Origin of the sequence: Methanosarcina sp. 2.H.T.1A.6, from assembly GCF_000979455.1 — an archaeon.
Classification (GTDB): Archaea; Halobacteriota; Methanosarcinia; order Methanosarcinales; family Methanosarcinaceae; genus Methanosarcina.
This window is the reverse complement of sequence record NZ_JJOY01000030.1, coordinates 304,582-321,821: the sequence shown is the minus strand read 5'-3', so window position 1 is coordinate 321,821 and position 17,240 is coordinate 304,582. Positions and strand designations below refer to the sequence as shown.

At 42.2% G+C, this 17,240-nt stretch carries 17 protein-coding genes; 10 read left to right on the top strand and 7 right to left on the bottom strand.

Going from position 1 to position 17,240, the window contains the following annotated elements:
* Positions 1-91: 91 nt before the first annotated feature.
* Positions 92-1,567 (bottom strand): argininosuccinate lyase, encoded by a 1,476-nt coding sequence (argH, locus tag EO98_RS09160; protein WP_048141296.1) that lies wholly within the window; start codon positions 1,565-1,567, stop codon positions 92-94.
* Positions 1,568-2,043: 476 nt separating this feature from the next.
* Between argH and EO98_RS09155 the strand changes: the two genes are divergently transcribed.
* The 4 genes from EO98_RS09155 to EO98_RS09140 are packed head-to-tail and all read left to right on the top strand — an operon-like array spanning position 2,044 to position 4,637.
* Positions 2,044-2,598: a PGF-CTERM sorting domain-containing protein gene (locus EO98_RS09155; RefSeq protein WP_156164116.1), complete on the top strand. Its 555-nt coding sequence runs from the start codon at positions 2,044-2,046 to the stop codon at positions 2,596-2,598.
* A 16-nt stretch (positions 2,599-2,614) separates the two neighbouring features.
* The gene (locus EO98_RS09150; protein ID WP_048141292.1) at positions 2,615-3,214 is read left to right on the top strand and encodes a class I SAM-dependent methyltransferase; all 600 of its coding nucleotides are present in this window, start codon (positions 2,615-2,617) and stop codon (positions 3,212-3,214) included.
* A 52-nt stretch (positions 3,215-3,266) separates the two neighbouring features.
* Positions 3,267-3,884: a class I SAM-dependent methyltransferase gene (locus tag EO98_RS09145; protein ID WP_235283653.1), complete on the top strand. Its 618-nt coding sequence runs from the start codon at positions 3,267-3,269 to the stop codon at positions 3,882-3,884.
* 57 nt (positions 3,885-3,941) lie between these two features.
* Positions 3,942-4,637 (top strand): hypothetical protein, encoded by a 696-nt coding sequence (locus tag EO98_RS09140; RefSeq protein ID WP_052735083.1) that lies wholly within the window; start codon positions 3,942-3,944, stop codon positions 4,635-4,637.
* A gap of 102 nt (positions 4,638-4,739) precedes the next feature.
* Here the strand turns inward: EO98_RS09140 and EO98_RS09135 are convergent, their stop codons facing one another.
* The 4 genes from EO98_RS09135 to EO98_RS09125 form a co-directional block, all read right to left on the bottom strand.
* Positions 4,740-5,507: an acyl-CoA dehydratase activase gene (locus tag EO98_RS09135; RefSeq protein WP_048141290.1), complete on the bottom strand. Its 768-nt coding sequence runs from the start codon at positions 5,505-5,507 to the stop codon at positions 4,740-4,742.
* Positions 5,504-6,337: a 2-hydroxyacyl-CoA dehydratase family protein gene (locus EO98_RS09130; protein ID WP_235283652.1), complete on the bottom strand. Its 834-nt coding sequence runs from the start codon at positions 6,335-6,337 to the stop codon at positions 5,504-5,506. Before EO98_RS09130 ends, EO98_RS09135 begins: the two co-directional genes overlap by 4 nt.
* A 79-nt stretch (positions 6,338-6,416) precedes the next feature.
* On the bottom strand, positions 6,417-6,710 hold the full coding sequence (locus EO98_RS19570; RefSeq protein WP_327037298.1) for a 2-hydroxyacyl-CoA dehydratase: 294 nt from the start codon (positions 6,708-6,710) through the stop codon (positions 6,417-6,419).
* Between the two features lie 303 nt (positions 6,711-7,013).
* Positions 7,014-7,334 carry a hypothetical protein gene (locus EO98_RS09125; protein ID WP_048141288.1) on the bottom strand — a complete coding sequence of 107 codons (321 nt, stop codon included), beginning with the start codon at positions 7,332-7,334 and terminating at the stop codon, positions 7,014-7,016.
* Positions 7,335-7,542: 208 nt separating this feature from the next.
* Here EO98_RS09125 and EO98_RS09120 point away from each other — a divergent pair, with 208 nt between their 5' ends.
* The 5 genes from EO98_RS09120 to EO98_RS09100 all read left to right on the top strand — a co-directional run bounded on the left by EO98_RS09120 (position 7,543) and on the right by EO98_RS09100 (position 13,690).
* A complete protein-coding gene (locus EO98_RS09120; protein ID WP_048141287.1) occupies positions 7,543-9,198 on the top strand; it encodes an AarF/ABC1/UbiB kinase family protein in 1,656 nt (551 codons plus the stop codon).
* Positions 9,199-9,316: 118 nt separating this feature from the next.
* Entirely contained in the window at positions 9,317-9,523 is a 207-nt protein-coding gene (locus tag EO98_RS17870; RefSeq protein ID WP_156161081.1) for a heavy-metal-associated domain-containing protein, read from the top strand.
* Between the two features lie 245 nt (positions 9,524-9,768).
* Positions 9,769-10,017: an SHOCT domain-containing protein gene (locus EO98_RS09110; RefSeq protein WP_082098542.1), complete on the top strand. Its 249-nt coding sequence runs from the start codon at positions 9,769-9,771 to the stop codon at positions 10,015-10,017.
* Between the two features lie 626 nt (positions 10,018-10,643).
* The gene (locus EO98_RS09105; RefSeq protein WP_048141285.1) at positions 10,644-11,954 is read left to right on the top strand and encodes an APC family permease; all 1,311 of its coding nucleotides are present in this window, start codon (positions 10,644-10,646) and stop codon (positions 11,952-11,954) included.
* Between the two features lie 101 nt (positions 11,955-12,055).
* A complete protein-coding gene (locus EO98_RS09100) occupies positions 12,056-13,690 on the top strand; it encodes an AarF/ABC1/UbiB kinase family protein (RefSeq protein WP_048141283.1) in 1,635 nt (544 codons plus the stop codon).
* Positions 13,691-13,960: 270 nt separating this feature from the next.
* On the opposite strand, the gene EO98_RS09095 is transcribed toward EO98_RS09100, so the two are convergent.
* Positions 13,961-14,206: a hypothetical protein gene (locus EO98_RS09095; protein WP_200895280.1), complete on the bottom strand. Its 246-nt coding sequence runs from the start codon at positions 14,204-14,206 to the stop codon at positions 13,961-13,963.
* Positions 14,207-14,408: 202 nt separating this feature from the next.
* Between EO98_RS09095 and glgP the strand changes: the two genes are divergently transcribed.
* On the top strand, positions 14,409-16,181 hold the full coding sequence (gene glgP, locus EO98_RS09090) for an alpha-glucan family phosphorylase (protein WP_082098541.1): 1,773 nt from the start codon (positions 14,409-14,411) through the stop codon (positions 16,179-16,181).
* Between the two features lie 202 nt (positions 16,182-16,383).
* Here glgP and EO98_RS09085 read toward each other — a convergent pair whose 3' ends face one another.
* A complete protein-coding gene (locus EO98_RS09085) occupies positions 16,384-17,115 on the bottom strand; it encodes a sulfite exporter TauE/SafE family protein (RefSeq protein WP_048141281.1) in 732 nt (243 codons plus the stop codon).
* Positions 17,116-17,240 lie beyond the last annotated feature (125 nt).

Genomic DNA, 17,240 nt, shown 5'->3' with positions numbered 1-17,240 from the left:
AATATTAAAGTTAAAGGCGTTATTGAAATTAAATGTGTTATTGAAATTAAATGTGTTATTGAATGTGCTTTTTACTTTTAGTTCACTTTATTCAGGCTTTCCTGTATTCTTCAACTACTGCAAGCAGGTTCTCAAAAGCCGAGTCGATTGAATCTTTAAGAGTTGCAATCTCCTGCTCGTTCAGTTCAAGTTCAGTCTGCCGCTTTCCAAGGTAATGCTGCATTTCTTCCGGAGCAGGCCCTCCTGCAATCTTTCTTCTCGTTATATTGGAGACCGGATCAAGGGCTTCCTTTACCATCTTTTCCGTCAATCCCCTGCTTGAAAGCGACTCTCCAAGCACAACTTCAGCCACGGAGTCGATTTTTTCCATTGTGGGTTTTTCCATTTCCTTTGCAAGTATCCCGACAATCTGGTGGGCAGTTCTGAAAGGAATTCCGGTTTCTCTTACAAATGTATCTGCAAGCTCGGTAGCCGTTGTAAAACCTGTGGTGGACTGGGCTGCAAGCACATCCTTATGGATTTTCATGGTCCTTACCATTCCTTCCATTACCCTGGCCGATGCCCTGGAATTTTCTACCGAACGCCAGATATTGGGAGTTGCTTCCTGCAGGTCGCGGTTATAACTCAGGGGCAGGCCTTTGCAGATTGTAAGCAGGGACATAAGAGTTCCCACAGCCACTCCGGTTTTCCCGCGCATTAATTCTGCAGTATCCGGGTTTTTCTTCTGGGGCATAATCGAAGAAGTGGAAGCGTACATATCATCCAGTTCGATGAAATTGAACTCGGAAGAAGACCAGATTACAAGTTCTTCAGCCATCCGGCTCAGGTTTATCATGAGGTTTGAAAATACTGAGGCGCACTCTATAAGGAAATCCCTACTGCTAACCGCATCCATTGAATTTTCCAGCAGTCCATCAAAGCCCAGGAGTTCCTGAGTCCGTTTCCTGTTAAGGTTAAAGCCTGTAGAAGCAAATGCAGCAGCTCCGAGCGGGCAGAGGTTTACCCTTGAAAAAGCGTCCTGAACCCGGTCAAAGTCCCTGCCGAGAGCTGCTTCGTGGGCACAGAGGTGATGGGCAAGAGTAGTTGGCTGTGCATGCTGAAGGTGAGTAAAGCCTGGCATGAGGGTTTCAGTGTGTTTTCCTGCAAGGGTGACAAGAGTTTTTCTGAGGGCAAAGAGCTCTTCGAGCAGTCCGGTGAGTTCTTCTCTTAGGGTCAGCCTGATGCAGGTTGCAACCTCATCGTTTCTCGAGCGCCCGGAGTGCATCCTGCCTCCCACATCTTCCCCAACCATATCGATGAGCCTGGACTCAAGGGATATGTGTATGTCCTCGTAGCTAAAGTCGAGCTTTTCCATTCCTTCTTCCCTTATTTTCAAAAGCCCGCTAAGGATTTTTCCGCAGTCTTCTTCCTTTATGATCCCCTGCTCTCTCAGCATTACTGTATGGGCAAGATCCACTGCTATATCCGCGTTAAAAATCCACCTGTCAGCCTCCATAGAGGAGGTGTAATGTAAAATTTCTTTGTCCGGGGCAGCTTCAAGCCTGCCTCTGCGTAAAATGTTGCTCATCGGTTTTCCTCTGTATAATTGTGAAGTAAATCTATAGTGTGAGATTGTGAAATAAATCTATAATGTGAGAGTCTTTATGTAATAAGAATTCCTTGGGATAAATGATATTGTGAGCTTGTATGAAGTTTCTATCAAATTCTTAGTTTGCAGGCATACAAGACGTATAAAATCCGCAGCGTGGTATTATTCCGAATACTTAAATATGAATCGGTTTTCAGGAAGTTTCCTGTAAAGTAAGTGAATAATGCGGATTTTTGCCATTTTTAGTAAAAATGTCAGAATCAGTACTTCGCTAATTATCTCTTCTTCGTAAACTATGTCTCTTGATAACCTTAGATGCAGCGGAAAACTTGAAGTAAATTTCTATCTGGCCCCACATCAAGAGTACTTAAATATCTGGTGGACAACTCATTTATTAGCATCATAATCGGGAAAGGAGTGGGGAGAATATAAATTATAAACAAATTATTTTACTGTTGCTTGCAGTGGTAGCTTTGATAGGGGCACCAATGGCATCAGCTAAACCCAATTATTTGACATCTTTCAATCAGCACTATGATACTGCAGGCACAAGGCTTGATTCGTGCGCTACCTGTCATAACGGAGAAGCCAGAAATCCTTATGGTAGAGCATACGCAGGAAGTGGAAAGAATTTTGTCGCAATCGAAAATCTTGACTCGGACGGGGACGGGTTTACGAATCTGGTTGAAATAAATGCCCTGACTTTTCCAGGAAATCCTGATGATTATCCACAAGTCACATCAGAAACCCCATCCGAAACAACCGTTAACGCAACTGAATCCTCGGCGAGTGCAACGGAACAGCCAGCTTCCGAAGTCCCGGTAAACAATACTACCGAAGAACAAGCAGCCACCGAAGTGCCGGTAAGCAATGCAACTCCGGAACAGCAAGCTCCCGAAGTTCCAGACAACGCAACCGGGGAACAGGAATCCCCGGGATTTGAAGCCATTCCTGTGCTTGTCGGGTTATTAGCAGTAGCGTGCCTGAGGAGAAGAGATATCCGGAAATAAAACATAAATTTGTTTAATGTCCGTGGTCTCAAAGTATAACCGAATTTCTGCGGTCTACGATCTCATGGAGGCACCGATAGAGATTTTTCTCTACGGAAAATGGAGGGACGAAGCTCTATCAAGCCTCAAAGGCAAAGTTCTTGAAGTAGGGGTAGGGACAGGAAGGAATCTGAAGTATTACCCGGAGGGCTCTTCGGTAACAGGAATCGATATTAGTGAAGGTATGCTTGAAAAAGCCCGTGAGAAATCCAGAGGCATGCAGAATATTACTCTTCTCCCTATGGATGCCGAAAACATGGAATTTCCGGACAATACCTTCGACTATGTTGTCACAACTTTTGTCCTCTGTTCAGTCCCCGATCCCGTGAAGGCTCTAAAAGAAATGAGGCGCGTCCTGAAGCCCTCAGGGGAGTTGATCGCCATTGAACACATGCGCAGCGGTAACAATCTTATTTCCAAATTTGAAATTTTAATCAATCCGATTATGTTTTCCATTATCGGAGATGAGGTGACCAGAGATACTGTGGGGAACATAAGAAAGGCTGGATTCACTATCATGGAAGAAAAGAATCTGGCTTTTAAGGATGTATTCAAAAAAATTCGGGCAAGTCCATAATGTTTTTGATTCCTAAGTCCGTAATATTTTTGAGTCAGAGTACTTGATTACAATGTCTACAATCCCAAAGATGTCCTCAGCTTCAAAGTACAACCGGATCTCTCCGATCTATGAGCTGATAGATTTACCTCTGGAACTTCTCTTTTTCCGGAGATGGAGAAAAGAGGCGTTTTCAGGCCTGAGCGGAAATATCCTGGAAGTCGGGGTTGGGACCGGAAAGAATCTTAAATACTACCCTTCAAACTCTCTGGTTACAGGAATCGATGCCAGTGAAGGGATGCTTGATATCGCCAGAAAGAAAGCCATGGGCATGCCAAACGTTTCTCTTCTCCTTATGGATGCCGAGCACCTGGAATTTCCGGATAGGAGCTTTGATTATGTGGTAACGACTTTTGTCCTCTGCACAGTTCCTGACCCTGTGAAAGCTCTTGAAGAAATGAGGCGGGTTCTGAAACTTTCAGGTGAGCTGATGGCCCTTGAGCACGTGCGGAGCAGTAATCCCTTAATTTCCCTGTTGGAAGACTTAATCAATCCTGTCCTTTTGTTCCTGTTCGGGGATCATTCGATAAGACATACTCTGGAGAATATAGAAGATGCCGGTTTCACCGTACTGGAAGCAAAAAAACTGGCTATTAAGGACGTTTTCAGAAAGATAAGAGCGAAACCGTAAAAGGTTTCTAGCATATTCGACTTATATTAATCGATTATTTCTTTAAGAGTGATATGCGTGGAAACGACTAGTTTGGAGTCTCTTTATCCTTTTATTACTAAAGGTGGAATAGCAGCTTCTAATCATGAAATTATTGAAACAGATTTTGATATCCCACCAAGTGAGTTTCTTAAATTTGCAGAATTTGATTTAATAGCTGAATATGAGCATCATTTAGTTAACTCGTTATCGAATACAAAAAGAGCTATCGATTCTCAATTAGATTCATTATTAATTGGATTTGGCTTATCTGAAAAATCAAAAAGATGGAGATTTCCTAAAAAGATTGAATTCTTAAATAGCATTGGGATTATTTCGCCGAGAATTCTGAACAAAATTAATAGAAAAAGAAATCTTTTAGAACACGAATACAAAAATCCAAACAAAGAAGAAGTTGAAGACGCATTAGATATAGCCACTCTTTTTGTATCTTATACAAACAAATATTTATCTCCAGCACTTGTCGAATGCGAGTTATTTGATGATAAAGAGTTATGGAATGAACCTCCGTCAGTATTGAGAGATGAAAAACTACAATACGTTACAATAACACTAGACTGGAGGAATAGCAAACTGATTTTTGACTTTCCTTCTTCTACAAGAAATACTAATGGTAAGTACGATCATATAGTTGAGGAATTAACTGCTAATGATACAGACTATGATGAATATTTGAAGTTTTACCTTAGTTTATATGATATTATACACCGTTAAATTGTTTAACTGCCTATTTTTGGGTTATTTTTTTCTGTTATTTATTAATAACTAATATGGAAAGTTATTAACCTTATTTTAAATAAGCAAAAGAGAGCTTACTCAACTTTTACTGATCCCGTACAATGCAGCTCCGAGTGCTCCCGTGATCTGCGGTTCTGGAGGTACGTACAGTGAAACACCCAGTTCTTTTTCCAGAAATACCTTAATTCCTGCGTTTTTTGCGACACCGCCCACGAAAGCCACATTTTGTTTTAACCCGACCTGTCGGACCATAACCGCAACCCTTCTGGCAATACTTTCAATGAGCCCTGCCGCAATATCCTCTTTTTTAAAGCCTCTCGCCCGGAGAGATATAACTTCGGACTCGGCAAAAACGGTACACATGCTTGTTATGCTGGCAGGTTTTTTTGAAGCGAGAGCCAGACGCCCCAGTTCCTCTATCGGCACTTCAAGTGCCTTTGCCGTATATTCCAGGAATTTGCCCGTTCCAGCCGCACATTTTTCGTTCATTAGAAAATCGGTTACTTTTCCGTCATTTACCGAGATAATCTTGCTGTCCTGGCCTCCGATGTCTATAATCCCGTTGACAGCCGGGTACAGATGATGGACACCCATTGTGTGGGCTGTGATCTCGCTTACTGCTCTATCGGCAAACTTTATGCTGTTCCTGCCATATCCGGTTGCGTATATCCCGGTCACATCTTTTTTGTCAATTTCGGCATCAGAAAGCACATCTTCGTACACATTTTTTGCGGCTGATAAAATATCGAATCCTGTTGGACGTATGTTGTGAGTGACCATTTGGCCGTCAATTACCAGAACGGCTTTTGTAGTGGCCGAACCCGAATCTATTCCCACCGAGATCATGAAAGCATCTCCATGAAAGCGTCCACGCGGAGTCCGATCTGCTCGACATCCGAGTCGCTGTAGTCCGTCTCTATCGAAAGCACAGGTATCCCGGCATTCTTCAGCGCTTGCTGTACTTTATATCGCTCGATATTGTAGCCGTGGCAGAACTGCAGGGTATAGTTCACCACACCATCGACTTTGAACTCTCCTGCAAGTTCCAGAATATTGTCTATACGCCTGTCGTTCGGAGTCATGCAGGAACAGGGTATCTTGATATAGCGTTCGGCCAGCGCAATCATAGGATCTTTGTTCTCGTCTACCAGGTCCCAGAATGATCTCGTGCCCGTACAACTTTCCTCCACGACAATGACACCGCCCCTGTTCTCTATAATCTCCGGTACTTTGGTGTTTCCGCCCGGCATCGGGCAGCCTGAGATCATTATTCTGGGCATGTGGATAAAATCAGCCTTATAATCAGCCTTATAATCAGCCTTATAATCAGCCTTATCAGCCTTGACCTGCTCCGCTTCGTCGATGAGATTGCGAAGGGCTTTTTTAAAGTCTTCTGCCGATAAGACATACTGCTTTTGCATGACCTTTATTACATCCACACCACTGATTGGCGGAGAGTCCTTTTTTCGCAGGTCATAGAGCCTGTAAAGCAGCTTTCTTGTCTCGTTCGATGAGATTATTTCGTTCTTTAATTGTTCGACTGTGACTTTATTACCTGTCAGCTGTTCCATGACGCCTTTGAATTTGTTAAGTTCATCCAGGAAATATTTTACGGCAGCAGGGCTGTCGGGTTTCTGCGGAAGATCGAGCACATAGGTTGGAACGTAGTCTCCCATTAATTCATACGTCTTTTTTTACTATCGCAGGTATTCTCAGCTACGACCATATCTACCAGGCCAAAGTGAGAGCAGGATTTTACACCTGAACAACCGTTATTAACGATCGAACCAAAGGAAGATTTGACAAGCGGACAGATTTGACAAGCGGACAGATATTCCTGGGTAAATACTGCTCAGCTATGGATATGGTATCATTCTTACCCCCGCAGAGTATAACACGGTCTGCCCCTGCCGCAAAAATGATCTCGTCAGGTACGAACAGGCATAAAGTGCCAACTATCTTTTTCCCGGCTTTCTTTTCTTCTGTTAGCTGACGAATCCGCTCACTATACGAGTTTTTAATATAATTAAGAGTTTCAAAATGTGTCATTTTCTCTACAAAATGCTTTGTGATGAATATATTAAATCGTTTTCTGTTCCTCTTACTTTCGGCAGGTCGACATTAAAAATTAGAATAATTTTACCAATGTCGTTTTAGAATATTAGCTAAATAGGTATTATGTTTAAAGCTGGTTAACGTGTGGCTCAACTCCCACGACACATATAAACACTGAATTATTTTTTTCATTAAAGTTTAGTGTGATAGATTATCTTCTATCTATTCCAAGTGCTTTGAAGAATTCGAATTCCCCCTCCTCCGAAATATCAGGCCCTTTCTTCAAAATTCAAATTATCACATCCTTATTACAGTTTTAGCATATTCTTTAGCAGCCAGTTCATTCTCAATCGAATCACCTTTATTGAAAAGACGCTCATACAGATCTTCCCATACCCAACCTTTATCATATTCATAACGAAGTACATGTAAAAAATATATTAAACGTTTGCCCCCTTTTACAATTTGCTTACCCTCTCCATAATCTATTTTGACAATTCTCTTACTATGATCTGTATAACAGTAACAAGCTACATTAGGTGTCAATGAATTAACATGATCGCTCAACACATGGCGAAAGGCATTTTCAACAGTTTGTTTAGTGTTCTTAGGCTCCATATCTTAGAACCTCTGTCCACAACATTCATAGAACCTTTCAAGTTCTACATTTGGTACTGTGAAAACATTCAATATATCTCGCTTTTTCATATGCTCACCTTTCTTCTTCACTACCAAAACTTGATTTTTATATATGCAAGTTTATCTCTCTTCAATTTATTTATTGCAAAGAAACTCTATTAATCAATAATAACTAATTCCTAAAGGGATGCTGGGGAAAACAAAGCGCTATCTGGAAGTTACACGGGTCCTTTTGAAGTACAATCTTATTCCGGAACTCTACCGGGAACTGCGTACCAATTATATTTCAAATCCTGATTGTACGTGTGCTTTTGATGTTGAGAACAGGCAGACAGCGGTAAAACTCAGGCAGGCTTTCGAAGAGCTCGGGCCTACTTTTATCAAAATGGGACAGACCATGAGCAAGCGGCCTGACCTCGTGCCCCAGCCTTATGTTATTGAAATGTCGAATTTGCAGGATAAGGTTAAGCCTGTACCTTTTGAGGAGATGGCTGAATCTCTCGACCTTGCCTGCATATGTGAGTATATATCTCGTGAGGACCGGAACAGGAAAAAAAGTGAAGAAGAACTGAAGGCGGAAAGAGAAAGAAGAGCAAAAGCCTTTATTGAGATTTTTGACAGCTTTGACACTGATCCAATTGCCTGCGGGTCCATTGCTCAGGTCTATAAAGGGGTTCTTGATGGCAAAACCGTGGCTGTGAAGATTCTGCGCCCAAATCTCATTGATACTATTAATATCGACCTTTCTATCCTGGACGATTTCAAGCCTGTGATGAAAAAAGTACTCAGGGTAGGAAAGAACTTCGATATTGATGCTTTTTTACTGGAGATCCGGGAGATGCTTACCCGGGAAGTTGATCTCAGGATTGAAGCCGTAAGCATGCGTCGCTTCGAAGACAATTTTAAAAACGTAAAAAATGTTGCTGTGCCTAAAATTTATCCGGATTACTGTTCTGCCAATGTCCTTACAATGGAATTTATTCAGGGAACCCAGGTCAAGGACATCATTGACATGCAGGTGCCCCAGAGCAAAAAATCGGAATATACGCGCACGATTACAAAGAGTTACCTGAAACAGGTCTATATCGACGGTTTTTACCATGCAGACCCCCACGGGGGTAATATGCTGGTCGAGGAGAATGATACTGTTGCTTTCATTGATTTCGGGGCTGTGGGCAGTATCGATGATGAGCTCAAGAAGAACATGCTTGAGTTTTACTACGCAATCAATAACAGGGATGTGGAAGGGGCAACCCAGGGCTTCCTCAGGATCGGGGGTGCGGATCCCAGAGAAGTGGATCTCCGCAGGCTCAGGAAGGACATGGATGAACTGATTGCAAACCAGAACTACGGGCTTGAAGGCAGGCAGAGCGACAACTACGCTAAACTCGGCCTGAAGTATGATATCCGGCTCCCGGGGGAATTTTCAACCCTACAGAGAGCAATCCTGCTTATCGAAGGAGTCTGCCTTGAACTTGACTCGCGGTACAATATTAAAACCATTGCAATCCCTGTCCTAATGGACGCCTACAAGAAGCTCAATTCCCCTAAGGGAGCTGCCCTTCATATCGAGTTTTCCGCCGAACCTATGAATGAAAAAGCCGAATTAAAAGCTGCGATCAGGGAAGTTGCCGACAAAATGGAATACATGGGGGACAGGTTCCTTGAAGGCAAACAAAAAGAAAACAAGAGAAGTGTTTTCTCAAAGGAATTTTTCCTCGCTGTCCTGCTTGTTGTCTCAACTTATATCCTGTTAAATGGAGATGCTTTCTCATGGGTTGGATTGATCGGGTTTGTGGGGACGATCCTAATAGCTCTTCTTTCTGTAATTCGAGGTAACTGAGATAATCCTTAATTGGTACAAAAGCTCTAATAAATGAAAATATAAAATAATGTAATAAAAATAGGTAAAATAAATGTAAAAATTACAAATTCAGGATTCAGCAATGGGGGGTTAATTTCTGGTCGAGGAAACCTTAAAAATCGAAGGAATGGCATGCAATCACTGCGTCGTAAGAGTGGGGAGAGCTATTGCTTCCGTGAAGGGAGTAGTAGAAGTGGATGTAAACCTGGAGAAAAGAGAAGTAGTTGTGAACTTTGAAGAATCCATGACAGACCTGGAAAAAATTAAGGCTGCTATCCGGGAAGCAGGGTACGAGCCCTTATGATTCCTTTTTCTTATGTTGATCTATATTTTTCTGTTTGGCTCGGGTAGTAGTAAAAAACTTCCAGCAAACTCAGGTCGTGGGGTCAGTTACTGAAAAATCATGTTCAGGAGGATGGATTGCTTCATATTTGGCCAAATGTGAAGGATGGGGGTCGTTTTGTCGTATTGAGAACTAATCGTAGATCTTTGCATCTGATATCACATATAAAAATAATCAAATAATATTTGTTAAGTGCTATACGGAGAGTGGTTGCAATAAATGGATTTATGGACAATTACGGTTACGGCATGATGGGGTATGGAGGTATGTTTTTCGGAATTATTTTCTGGATTCTTATAATTGTGGTAGCTTATCTGCTAATCAAATGGCTTGTTGAACAGAACAAAACCCGTGGTGGTGAAGAGAAGTCTGCGCTGGATATTGCAAAGGAAAGGTATGCGAAAGGTGAAATTACTGAAGAAGAATTTGAAGAAATTAAAAAGCGCCTGGTCTGAGAGGGAAATGTGGGTATAAAATTGACCTCTCGGCGGTAAAGGGTTGAGGAGATCGACAAATGGCTAAACAGCTGTGACTTTAGATCTTGAACGTTGTACTTTTCCTTTACTCCTGGTACAGCCGTTAACAGGCATGAGGCTGTGATTCGTCGATTTGTCAGGAAGGAATTATTCCCAGACCTTAATGAACCTGCACCTGGTAACTAGCCTCTTTCTGGTTGTGCTTGTGCCTGTGCATCTTTCTATAAATTGGTGTGGGTAAAGCCCCAGTTCCAGTTCTCAAATAAGACCAAAAGATCTGGTGGCGTCTTCTTCTTCTTTTTGGGGAAAACACGTTAAAATATTTCAAAATTTTCCATTTGTTGTTCTGCTGTACTACAATGATTGATTTCATCTTTAATCTACAGCTTCCGAAAAGAGTTGCCCTTGAAATTGAACAGACTCAGCGTTGAAGATGAATTAATAAATTTCAGGTATGAATTGTTATGCACTGAAAGAGAAAAATTAGTCCAGTAAAAATCTTCTGTAAAAACCAGTAGATTTGCTGCTTATGTATTCCATTTGAATATTTGCAAGAAAAACATAGGAATTAAGACGGAGCCGGAAATCAATCGGTATGAATAGATATGAATCGATATGAACCAGAGAGTTTGACACTTACAGGCGCTGTATCTTTAGGCACCGGGGTGATGATTGGTGCGGGCATTTTTGCACTGCTTGGACAGGTCGCTGAACTGGCGGGAATTTTATTTCCAGTTATATTTCTTGTAGGTGCGGTTGTAACCGCCTTCAGCGCGTATTCTTATGTTAAATTTTCCAACACCTATCCTTCAGCCGGAGGAATTGCCATGTACCTGGAAAAGGCATATGGAAAAGGGGTAATGACCGGTTTTGGTGGATTGCTTATGGCTTTTTCCATGGTTATTAACGAAAGCCTTGTTGCCCGCACTTTCGGGACCTACACAATACAACTTTTCAATATAGAACAGGGAAGCTTCCTTGTGCCGCTTCTGGGTGTCGGGTTGCTGGTCTTTGCCTTTGGGGTAAATATTTCCGGAAACCGCATAATAGAAAAATTTTCGTTTTTCATGGCTCTGGTCAAAATCACCGGCATTTCCATCTTCGGGATTGTTGGCTTATGGCTTGCTGATTTTTCTTTTGCCAGCACTTCTTCGGGTGCGGTGGAGACTACAATCGAAGGGTATCTTGCAGCCGTAGCATTGTCCGTGCTTGCTTACAAGGGTTTTACAACAATTACCAACAGCGGCTCGGAGATTGTCGATCCCCATCAGAATGTGGGAAGAGCAATAATTATTTCCATAGCAATTTGTACGGTTATTTACTTTCTAGTATCATTAGCAGTAGCAGGCAGCCTTACCCTCCCTGAAATTATCGAGGCAAAGAATTTTGCACTGGCAGAGGCAGCGAGACCGGTTTTTGGCAATTACGGTTTGTGGTTTACCGTAGGGTTAGCGATTATTGCAACAATTTCCGGTATAATTGCCAGTGTCTTTGCCGTATCCCGCATGCTTGCCATGTTAACAGATATGAATATAATACCACACAGGCATTTTGGCATGCCGGGAGATATCCAGAAACACACCCTTGTTTACACGATTGTTGTTGCTATTCTATTAACAATCTTTTTTGATTTGAGCAGGATTGCCTCTCTTGGTGCAATTTTTTATTTAGTTATGGACATTATTATGCACTGGGGACTTTTACGTCATATGCGTGAAGAAATCGATGTAAGGCCTTATATCATCATTACAGCAATCGTTCTTGATGCAGTTATTCTCAGTGCTCTCCTTTTATCGAAAGCATCCACTGATATGTTTTTAGTTGTCATGGCACTGATAATGATGGTGCTTATTTTTCTTGGAGAAAAAATATTCTTACGCTCAAACCCGGCTGGGAACGACCATAAGCAGATTTAATATTGAACCTGGCTTTACAGGTGAAGAATAAGTTCACAATGAATAAAAAAGGAAGACTGGATTACAGGCAACCGATATTTAGTAATGGGGAGTGTACTTTAATGTTTGAAAAAACAAAAAGATATTTTACCATTGCAAAGGTATTTTTAAAGTATAATTTGTTTCCGCTTTTGTATAAAGATATTCACAGGGATTATATCTCAAACAAAAAATGTACATGTTCCATTGATTTAAAAAACCGGAGCAATGCCGTAAAACTTCGACTTGCTTTTGAAGAGCTTGGTCCCACTTTTATCAAACTTGGCCAGACGTTAAGCAAACGTTCTGATCTGCTTCCTCCTATCTATATCCAGGAACTGGAAAAACTGCAGGATAAGGTCCCACCTCTTGATTTTGAAAAGATGAGAGAATCCTTTGAAACTGAATGCATTTGTGGAATCTCAGGAGGGGAACACGAACATAGTCCGGTTTGTTACCACTGCCATGACATACTGGACATATTTGATGATTTCGACACAAAACCTATTGCAAGTGCATCAATCGGACAGGTTTACAAAGGTACTTTGAAAGGCAAGAAAGTTGCCGTAAAGATTGCTCGTCCGAATCTTATTGATACGATCAATCTGGACCTTGCTATTCTCGAGGATATGAAACCGATTCTGGTTAAAATAATCGGAACGGGTGAAAATTTCAATTTTGATGCTTTCCTGTATGAATTTAGAGAAATGCTGCATCGAGAACTTGATTACAGGTTTGAAGCCATAAATATGAAAAGGATGAAGGAAAACTTCAAAGATATTAGGGATGTGATAATTCCGGATGCATACATGGATTACTGTCGCGAAAATGTCCTTGTTATGGATTACATAGAAGGCACTCAAATTAAGGATTTAGCTGGTGTTGATCAGGAAACAAAATCCAGATATGCACAACTCATAGGTTCGAGTTATCTAAAGCAGGTATACCTGGATGGGTTTTATCATGCGGGCCCGCATAGTGGAAACATTATAGCCCGGAACAGGTCCATCGCATTCATTGATTTTGGAGCTGTTGGAACGATTGACGGTGAATTAAAGCGGAATATGTTGAACTTCTTTTATGCCGTATATAAAAAGAATGTTGATATGGCAACTGATTCTTTTTTAAAACTTGGTAACCTTGCAGAAGAAGACGTTAACGTTCATAACCTTATGCGAGATATGGATGATCTGATAGCAGACCAACACTATGGAGCCGGGGGGCGGAAAAGCGATAGATATGCGATACTTGCTCTGAAACATGATATCTCTCTGCCGGCTGAGTTTTCCACGCTTGAACGTGCCGTTTTGCTTATTGAAGCTGTATGCCTCAAACTTGATCCTGACTATAGTATTATGAATGAAGCAAAAACATTAATCTCTGAAGCAATGAAAGAGCGTTACTCTCCGGGAAAGCTGGTGGAAGGTATCCAGTTTGAAGCTGACGAATATGTAAATACACTTAAAAATATTCCTATTGGTATCGATGATGTCATCAAAACCATACGCGGATACAGGATAGAGAAACTACAGGGCAAAGGCGATGTTATTAAAAAATCTCGCTTGCTTGATGAAATGTCAAAAAATCTATTTTTAGCTGTATTGCTCATCTCTTCCGCATATCTGATAATCAGGGGAGAGGAAAATATTGTTTTACTGGGTATTTTTGGATTTGCCGGCGGGCTTCTGGCAGGTATATACTCGATTATTCGTTCCTGAATTTTACTTGGTCACTTACTTTACCACTTACTACCAAAAGTTCTCATTTCATCTTAAGATCACATAATAATTCTAACCGGGGAAACTCTTTACTTCATTGATCTCATTCATGGCGGATGCCGCAGTGATGGTATTGGCAGCGGACGCGGATTAGGAACGTGGATATCGACTGGCATCGCAGTTGCTCTAATAATCATAATAAATAGAATTCCTTGACAAGTTAAATGCGGATTGAGGCCTCAAGTTATGAAACTCTTACTTACATCCGGGTCAAGCAAATTTGTTATAGAATATTCCGAACAAGTATGCGAAAATAAAAGAAATGATTGCAGCTTCGATCATTCCAGCAATTATGCCGGTTAGAGTTAACGAGAAGAACATATGCCACTGTCTCATCATCTCAACAGCACCAGTGTAAATCCCTAAATTTCCAAGTATCCCGAGCATACCCATGATAATTGCAGAGACTATTGCTGCAGCTAAGCCAAGTGCTAATGGTTTTAATTGCTGTTCCATTTATTTCCCCCCACTTTTAACTATTATAGTCATCTGGATTAATGAAACATAAAGTTTCTCAGAGTCAGGTATTTTCAATGGGCTTTTCCGTTATTTTTGGTATTTCTTTCGCATTTTTAATAAGCCTGAAGACTACTACTGCTAACGAGGAAACGGGTTCTGGGATGAACTCATTATGGATGAGCCCATTATTAATCAACATATGATCCAGATAGACCCCATTTGTGGAATGCCCATAGACACGGAAAAAGCGCAGTTTAAGGCAAAAATTAGGGGCAGCTCATATTACTTCTGCAACGAGGAGCATAAACGCAGCTTTCTGGAGAGCCCGAGAATCGCCTATTTCTCCATGGAAGTGGGCCTGAAGAGTGAAATGCCCACCTACAGCGGTGGACTTGGCGTGTTGGCAGGAGACACTATAAGATCCAGTGCAGACCTGAAAATTCCTCTTGTCGCGGTCACTTTACTGAGCCGAAAAGGGTACCTGAAACAAAAGATAACGGATAGTGGCGATCAGCTGGAGTATCCGGAAGACTGGAACCCATCGAGATTCCTGAGACCGCTGCCGGAAGCAGTGAATGTCAGGATTGAAGGCAATGAGGTAAAGATCAAATCCTGGATCTACGACCACCAGAGCCCTACCGGTGGACTGGTTCCAGTCCTCTTCCTGGATACAGATTTACAGGAAAACTCTCTAGATGACAGAGAGATTACCAGCTTCCTCTACGGAGGCGACAACAGATACAGGCTGAAGCAGGAGATAGTCCTGGGCATCGGAGGCGTTAGAATGCTCGAAGCCCTGAACTTCAAGATCCGCAAGTATCACATGAATGAAGGACATTCGAGCCTGCTCACCCTGGAGCTTTTGAAGAGAAACGGCACGGACGCGGACAGGACCAGGGATTTATGCGTTTTCACTACCCATACGCCGGTAGCAGCTGCTTTTGATAAGTTCTCTTACGCGGACGTACAAAAATTACTGGGAGAAGAGTTTCCTCCGGGGGATATAAAAAAGTACGCAGGAGTGGATAACCTAAACGCTACATATCTGGCCCTGAATCTGAGCAAATATGTGAACGGTGTGACCAATGCGCATATGGAATATTCCAGAAAGCTCTTTCCCGGATACCACCTTCGGGGAATAACCAACGGAGTTCACCCCTGTAGATGGACATGTGAATTTTTCAGGGAACTGTTCGACAGGTACATTCCAGGATGGGCGAATGAGCCTGAACTTCTGGTAAGGATGGATGAGGTCCCGTACGGGGAGATCTGGAACGCTCATCTGAAAGCCAAGAAGGCTCTATTAGACCATATCGTTGAGAAAACTGGCGTCATTATGGATATCAACGTCCTAACTCTGGGATTTGCCCGCCGGGCCACGGCTTATAAACGCGCCACACTGTTATTTTCTGACCTGGAGAGGTTAAAAGAGATCAACCGAACTGGAAAGTTGCAGTTTATATTTGCGGGCAAGGCGCATCCTAAAGATGATGCCGGAAAGCGCGTCATTAAAGAGATTTACAATTACATGGCCGGGCTGAGAGGAGAGATCGAGGCTGTTTACCTGGAGAATTATGATATGGATCTGGCGGCAAGGATGGTTTCCGGCGTGGACGTGTGGCTGAACACGCCCCTACCCCCAATGGAAGCTTCGGGCACAAGTGGGATGAAGGCCGCCTGCAACGGAGTTATCAATTTCAGTGTCCTGGACGGCTGGTGGATAGAGGGCTGCATTGAGGGCGTCAACGGCTGGGCCATCGGGCCTTATCCCATGGTACCCATAGGAGAAAATGAAAGGAGGAGAATTGAGATTAAAGATCTTTACAACAAGATGGAATATCTGATCATCCCCAAATTTTATCATGACAGGGACGGGTGGAGAGAGATGATGAGAAGTTCTATTTCCAAGACCGCCTATTATTTCAACAGCCATAGAATGATGCGAAGGTATATCACCGAGGCATATCTTTGAAATTGAAGAGCTTAATTTAACTAAATTTTATTTTTGTTATCCAGGATGCTCAACTTTGGAACCAAAAATCCCGTGTTCCGCATTTATTTCCCTGTATTCATCTCCGAATTGTTCTGTCACATTATCCATTCACTATTAGCCCGATAAGAGGCGCAAGGTCACGAAAAATTCACAGGAATCACAGAGCAAAAGAACCATCAAGCTATGGAAACAGCACCAGTTTTAGTCCCAATAAAAATATGAATACTGCTACGAAGTTCCTGAATTTTCCCTGGGGTATTTTTTCAACTCCTTTTTTCCCGATCATTGCTCCGATTAAAGATGCGGGTATGAAGATCAAAAAGCCTGATAAAATGACAGGATCTAACCCGGTATCTCCTTTGATATACGTTGCTATCCTTGTAGAGTCGATCATAAAAGATATGGCACCTGCAGTTGCGATATAAACAGCTTTCTCGAGGTTAAAAGCGCTTAGGGCTACTGCATTTATTTCCCCTCCTATGCCGAAAATACCTGCAAAAAATCCGGTAAGGGCTCCGCCGGATATTGCCACCGATAATCTCTGGCTAAGCTTAAAGGTCTGGTTGAAGGTGATGAAAAGAACATAAGCCAGGAGGAACAATCCTAAAGCTCTTGAAAGGACCTCCTGGGAGATTCTCAAGGACAAAGATGATCCTATGAAACTTGTGAAGATGCCGGGAAGGCCGAAGGCAAGGAAAAGCTTCCATCTTATGCCTTTCCGGAATAAGAGCATTTTCCAGATATCGTTAAACCAGTGAATTATGCCCACCAGAAGCAGGGTCTGAGGCAGAGGAAATACCATCAGGAGAACGGGCACCATAATTGTGGATATCCCGAATCCGGCCAGAGTCCCGATCACGCTTGCCAGCAGTGTGAGCAGGGCTATGAAAATAATTTCCTGATATGCAAGCATACTTTTGTTATATTGACTGCATTAAGGCATTATGTTTTCGGGGTCAGATCCAGATCTAAAAGAAGTGCCCGTTGGGGTTTAGGCTTTTTTAAAGGATATAATAAAGTATTATACCAATCATGACA

Coding starts and splice junctions, on each gene's coding strand:
- EO98_RS09095 (WP_200895280.1), bottom strand. CDS start 14,206: ATGGAACAGCAATTAAAACCATTAGCACTTGGCTTAGCTGCAGCAATA.
- EO98_RS09120 (WP_048141287.1), top strand. CDS start 7,543: ATGCTGGGGAAAACAAAGCGCTATCTGGAAGTTACACGGGTCCTTTTG.
- EO98_RS09085 (WP_048141281.1), bottom strand. CDS start 17,115: ATGCTTGCATATCAGGAAATTATTTTCATAGCCCTGCTCACACTGCTG.
- EO98_RS09150 (WP_048141292.1), top strand. CDS start 2,615: ATGTCCGTGGTCTCAAAGTATAACCGAATTTCTGCGGTCTACGATCTC.
- EO98_RS09145 (WP_235283653.1), top strand. CDS start 3,267: ATGTCTACAATCCCAAAGATGTCCTCAGCTTCAAAGTACAACCGGATC.
- EO98_RS09130 (WP_235283652.1), bottom strand. CDS start 6,337: ATGGGAGACTACGTTCCAACCTATGTGCTCGATCTTCCGCAGAAACCC.
- glgP (WP_082098541.1), top strand. CDS start 14,409: ATGATCCAGATAGACCCCATTTGTGGAATGCCCATAGACACGGAAAAA.
- EO98_RS19570 (WP_327037298.1), bottom strand. CDS start 6,710: ATGACACATTTTGAAACTCTTAATTATATTAAAAACTCGTATAGTGAG.
- EO98_RS09125 (WP_048141288.1), bottom strand. CDS start 7,334: ATGGAGCCTAAGAACACTAAACAAACTGTTGAAAATGCCTTTCGCCAT.
- EO98_RS09135 (WP_048141290.1), bottom strand. CDS start 5,507: ATGATCTCGGTGGGAATAGATTCGGGTTCGGCCACTACAAAAGCCGTT.
- argH (WP_048141296.1), bottom strand. CDS start 1,567: ATGAGCAACATTTTACGCAGAGGCAGGCTTGAAGCTGCCCCGGACAAA.
- EO98_RS09100 (WP_048141283.1), top strand. CDS start 12,056: ATGTTTGAAAAAACAAAAAGATATTTTACCATTGCAAAGGTATTTTTA.
- EO98_RS09105 (WP_048141285.1), top strand. CDS start 10,644: ATGAATCGATATGAACCAGAGAGTTTGACACTTACAGGCGCTGTATCT.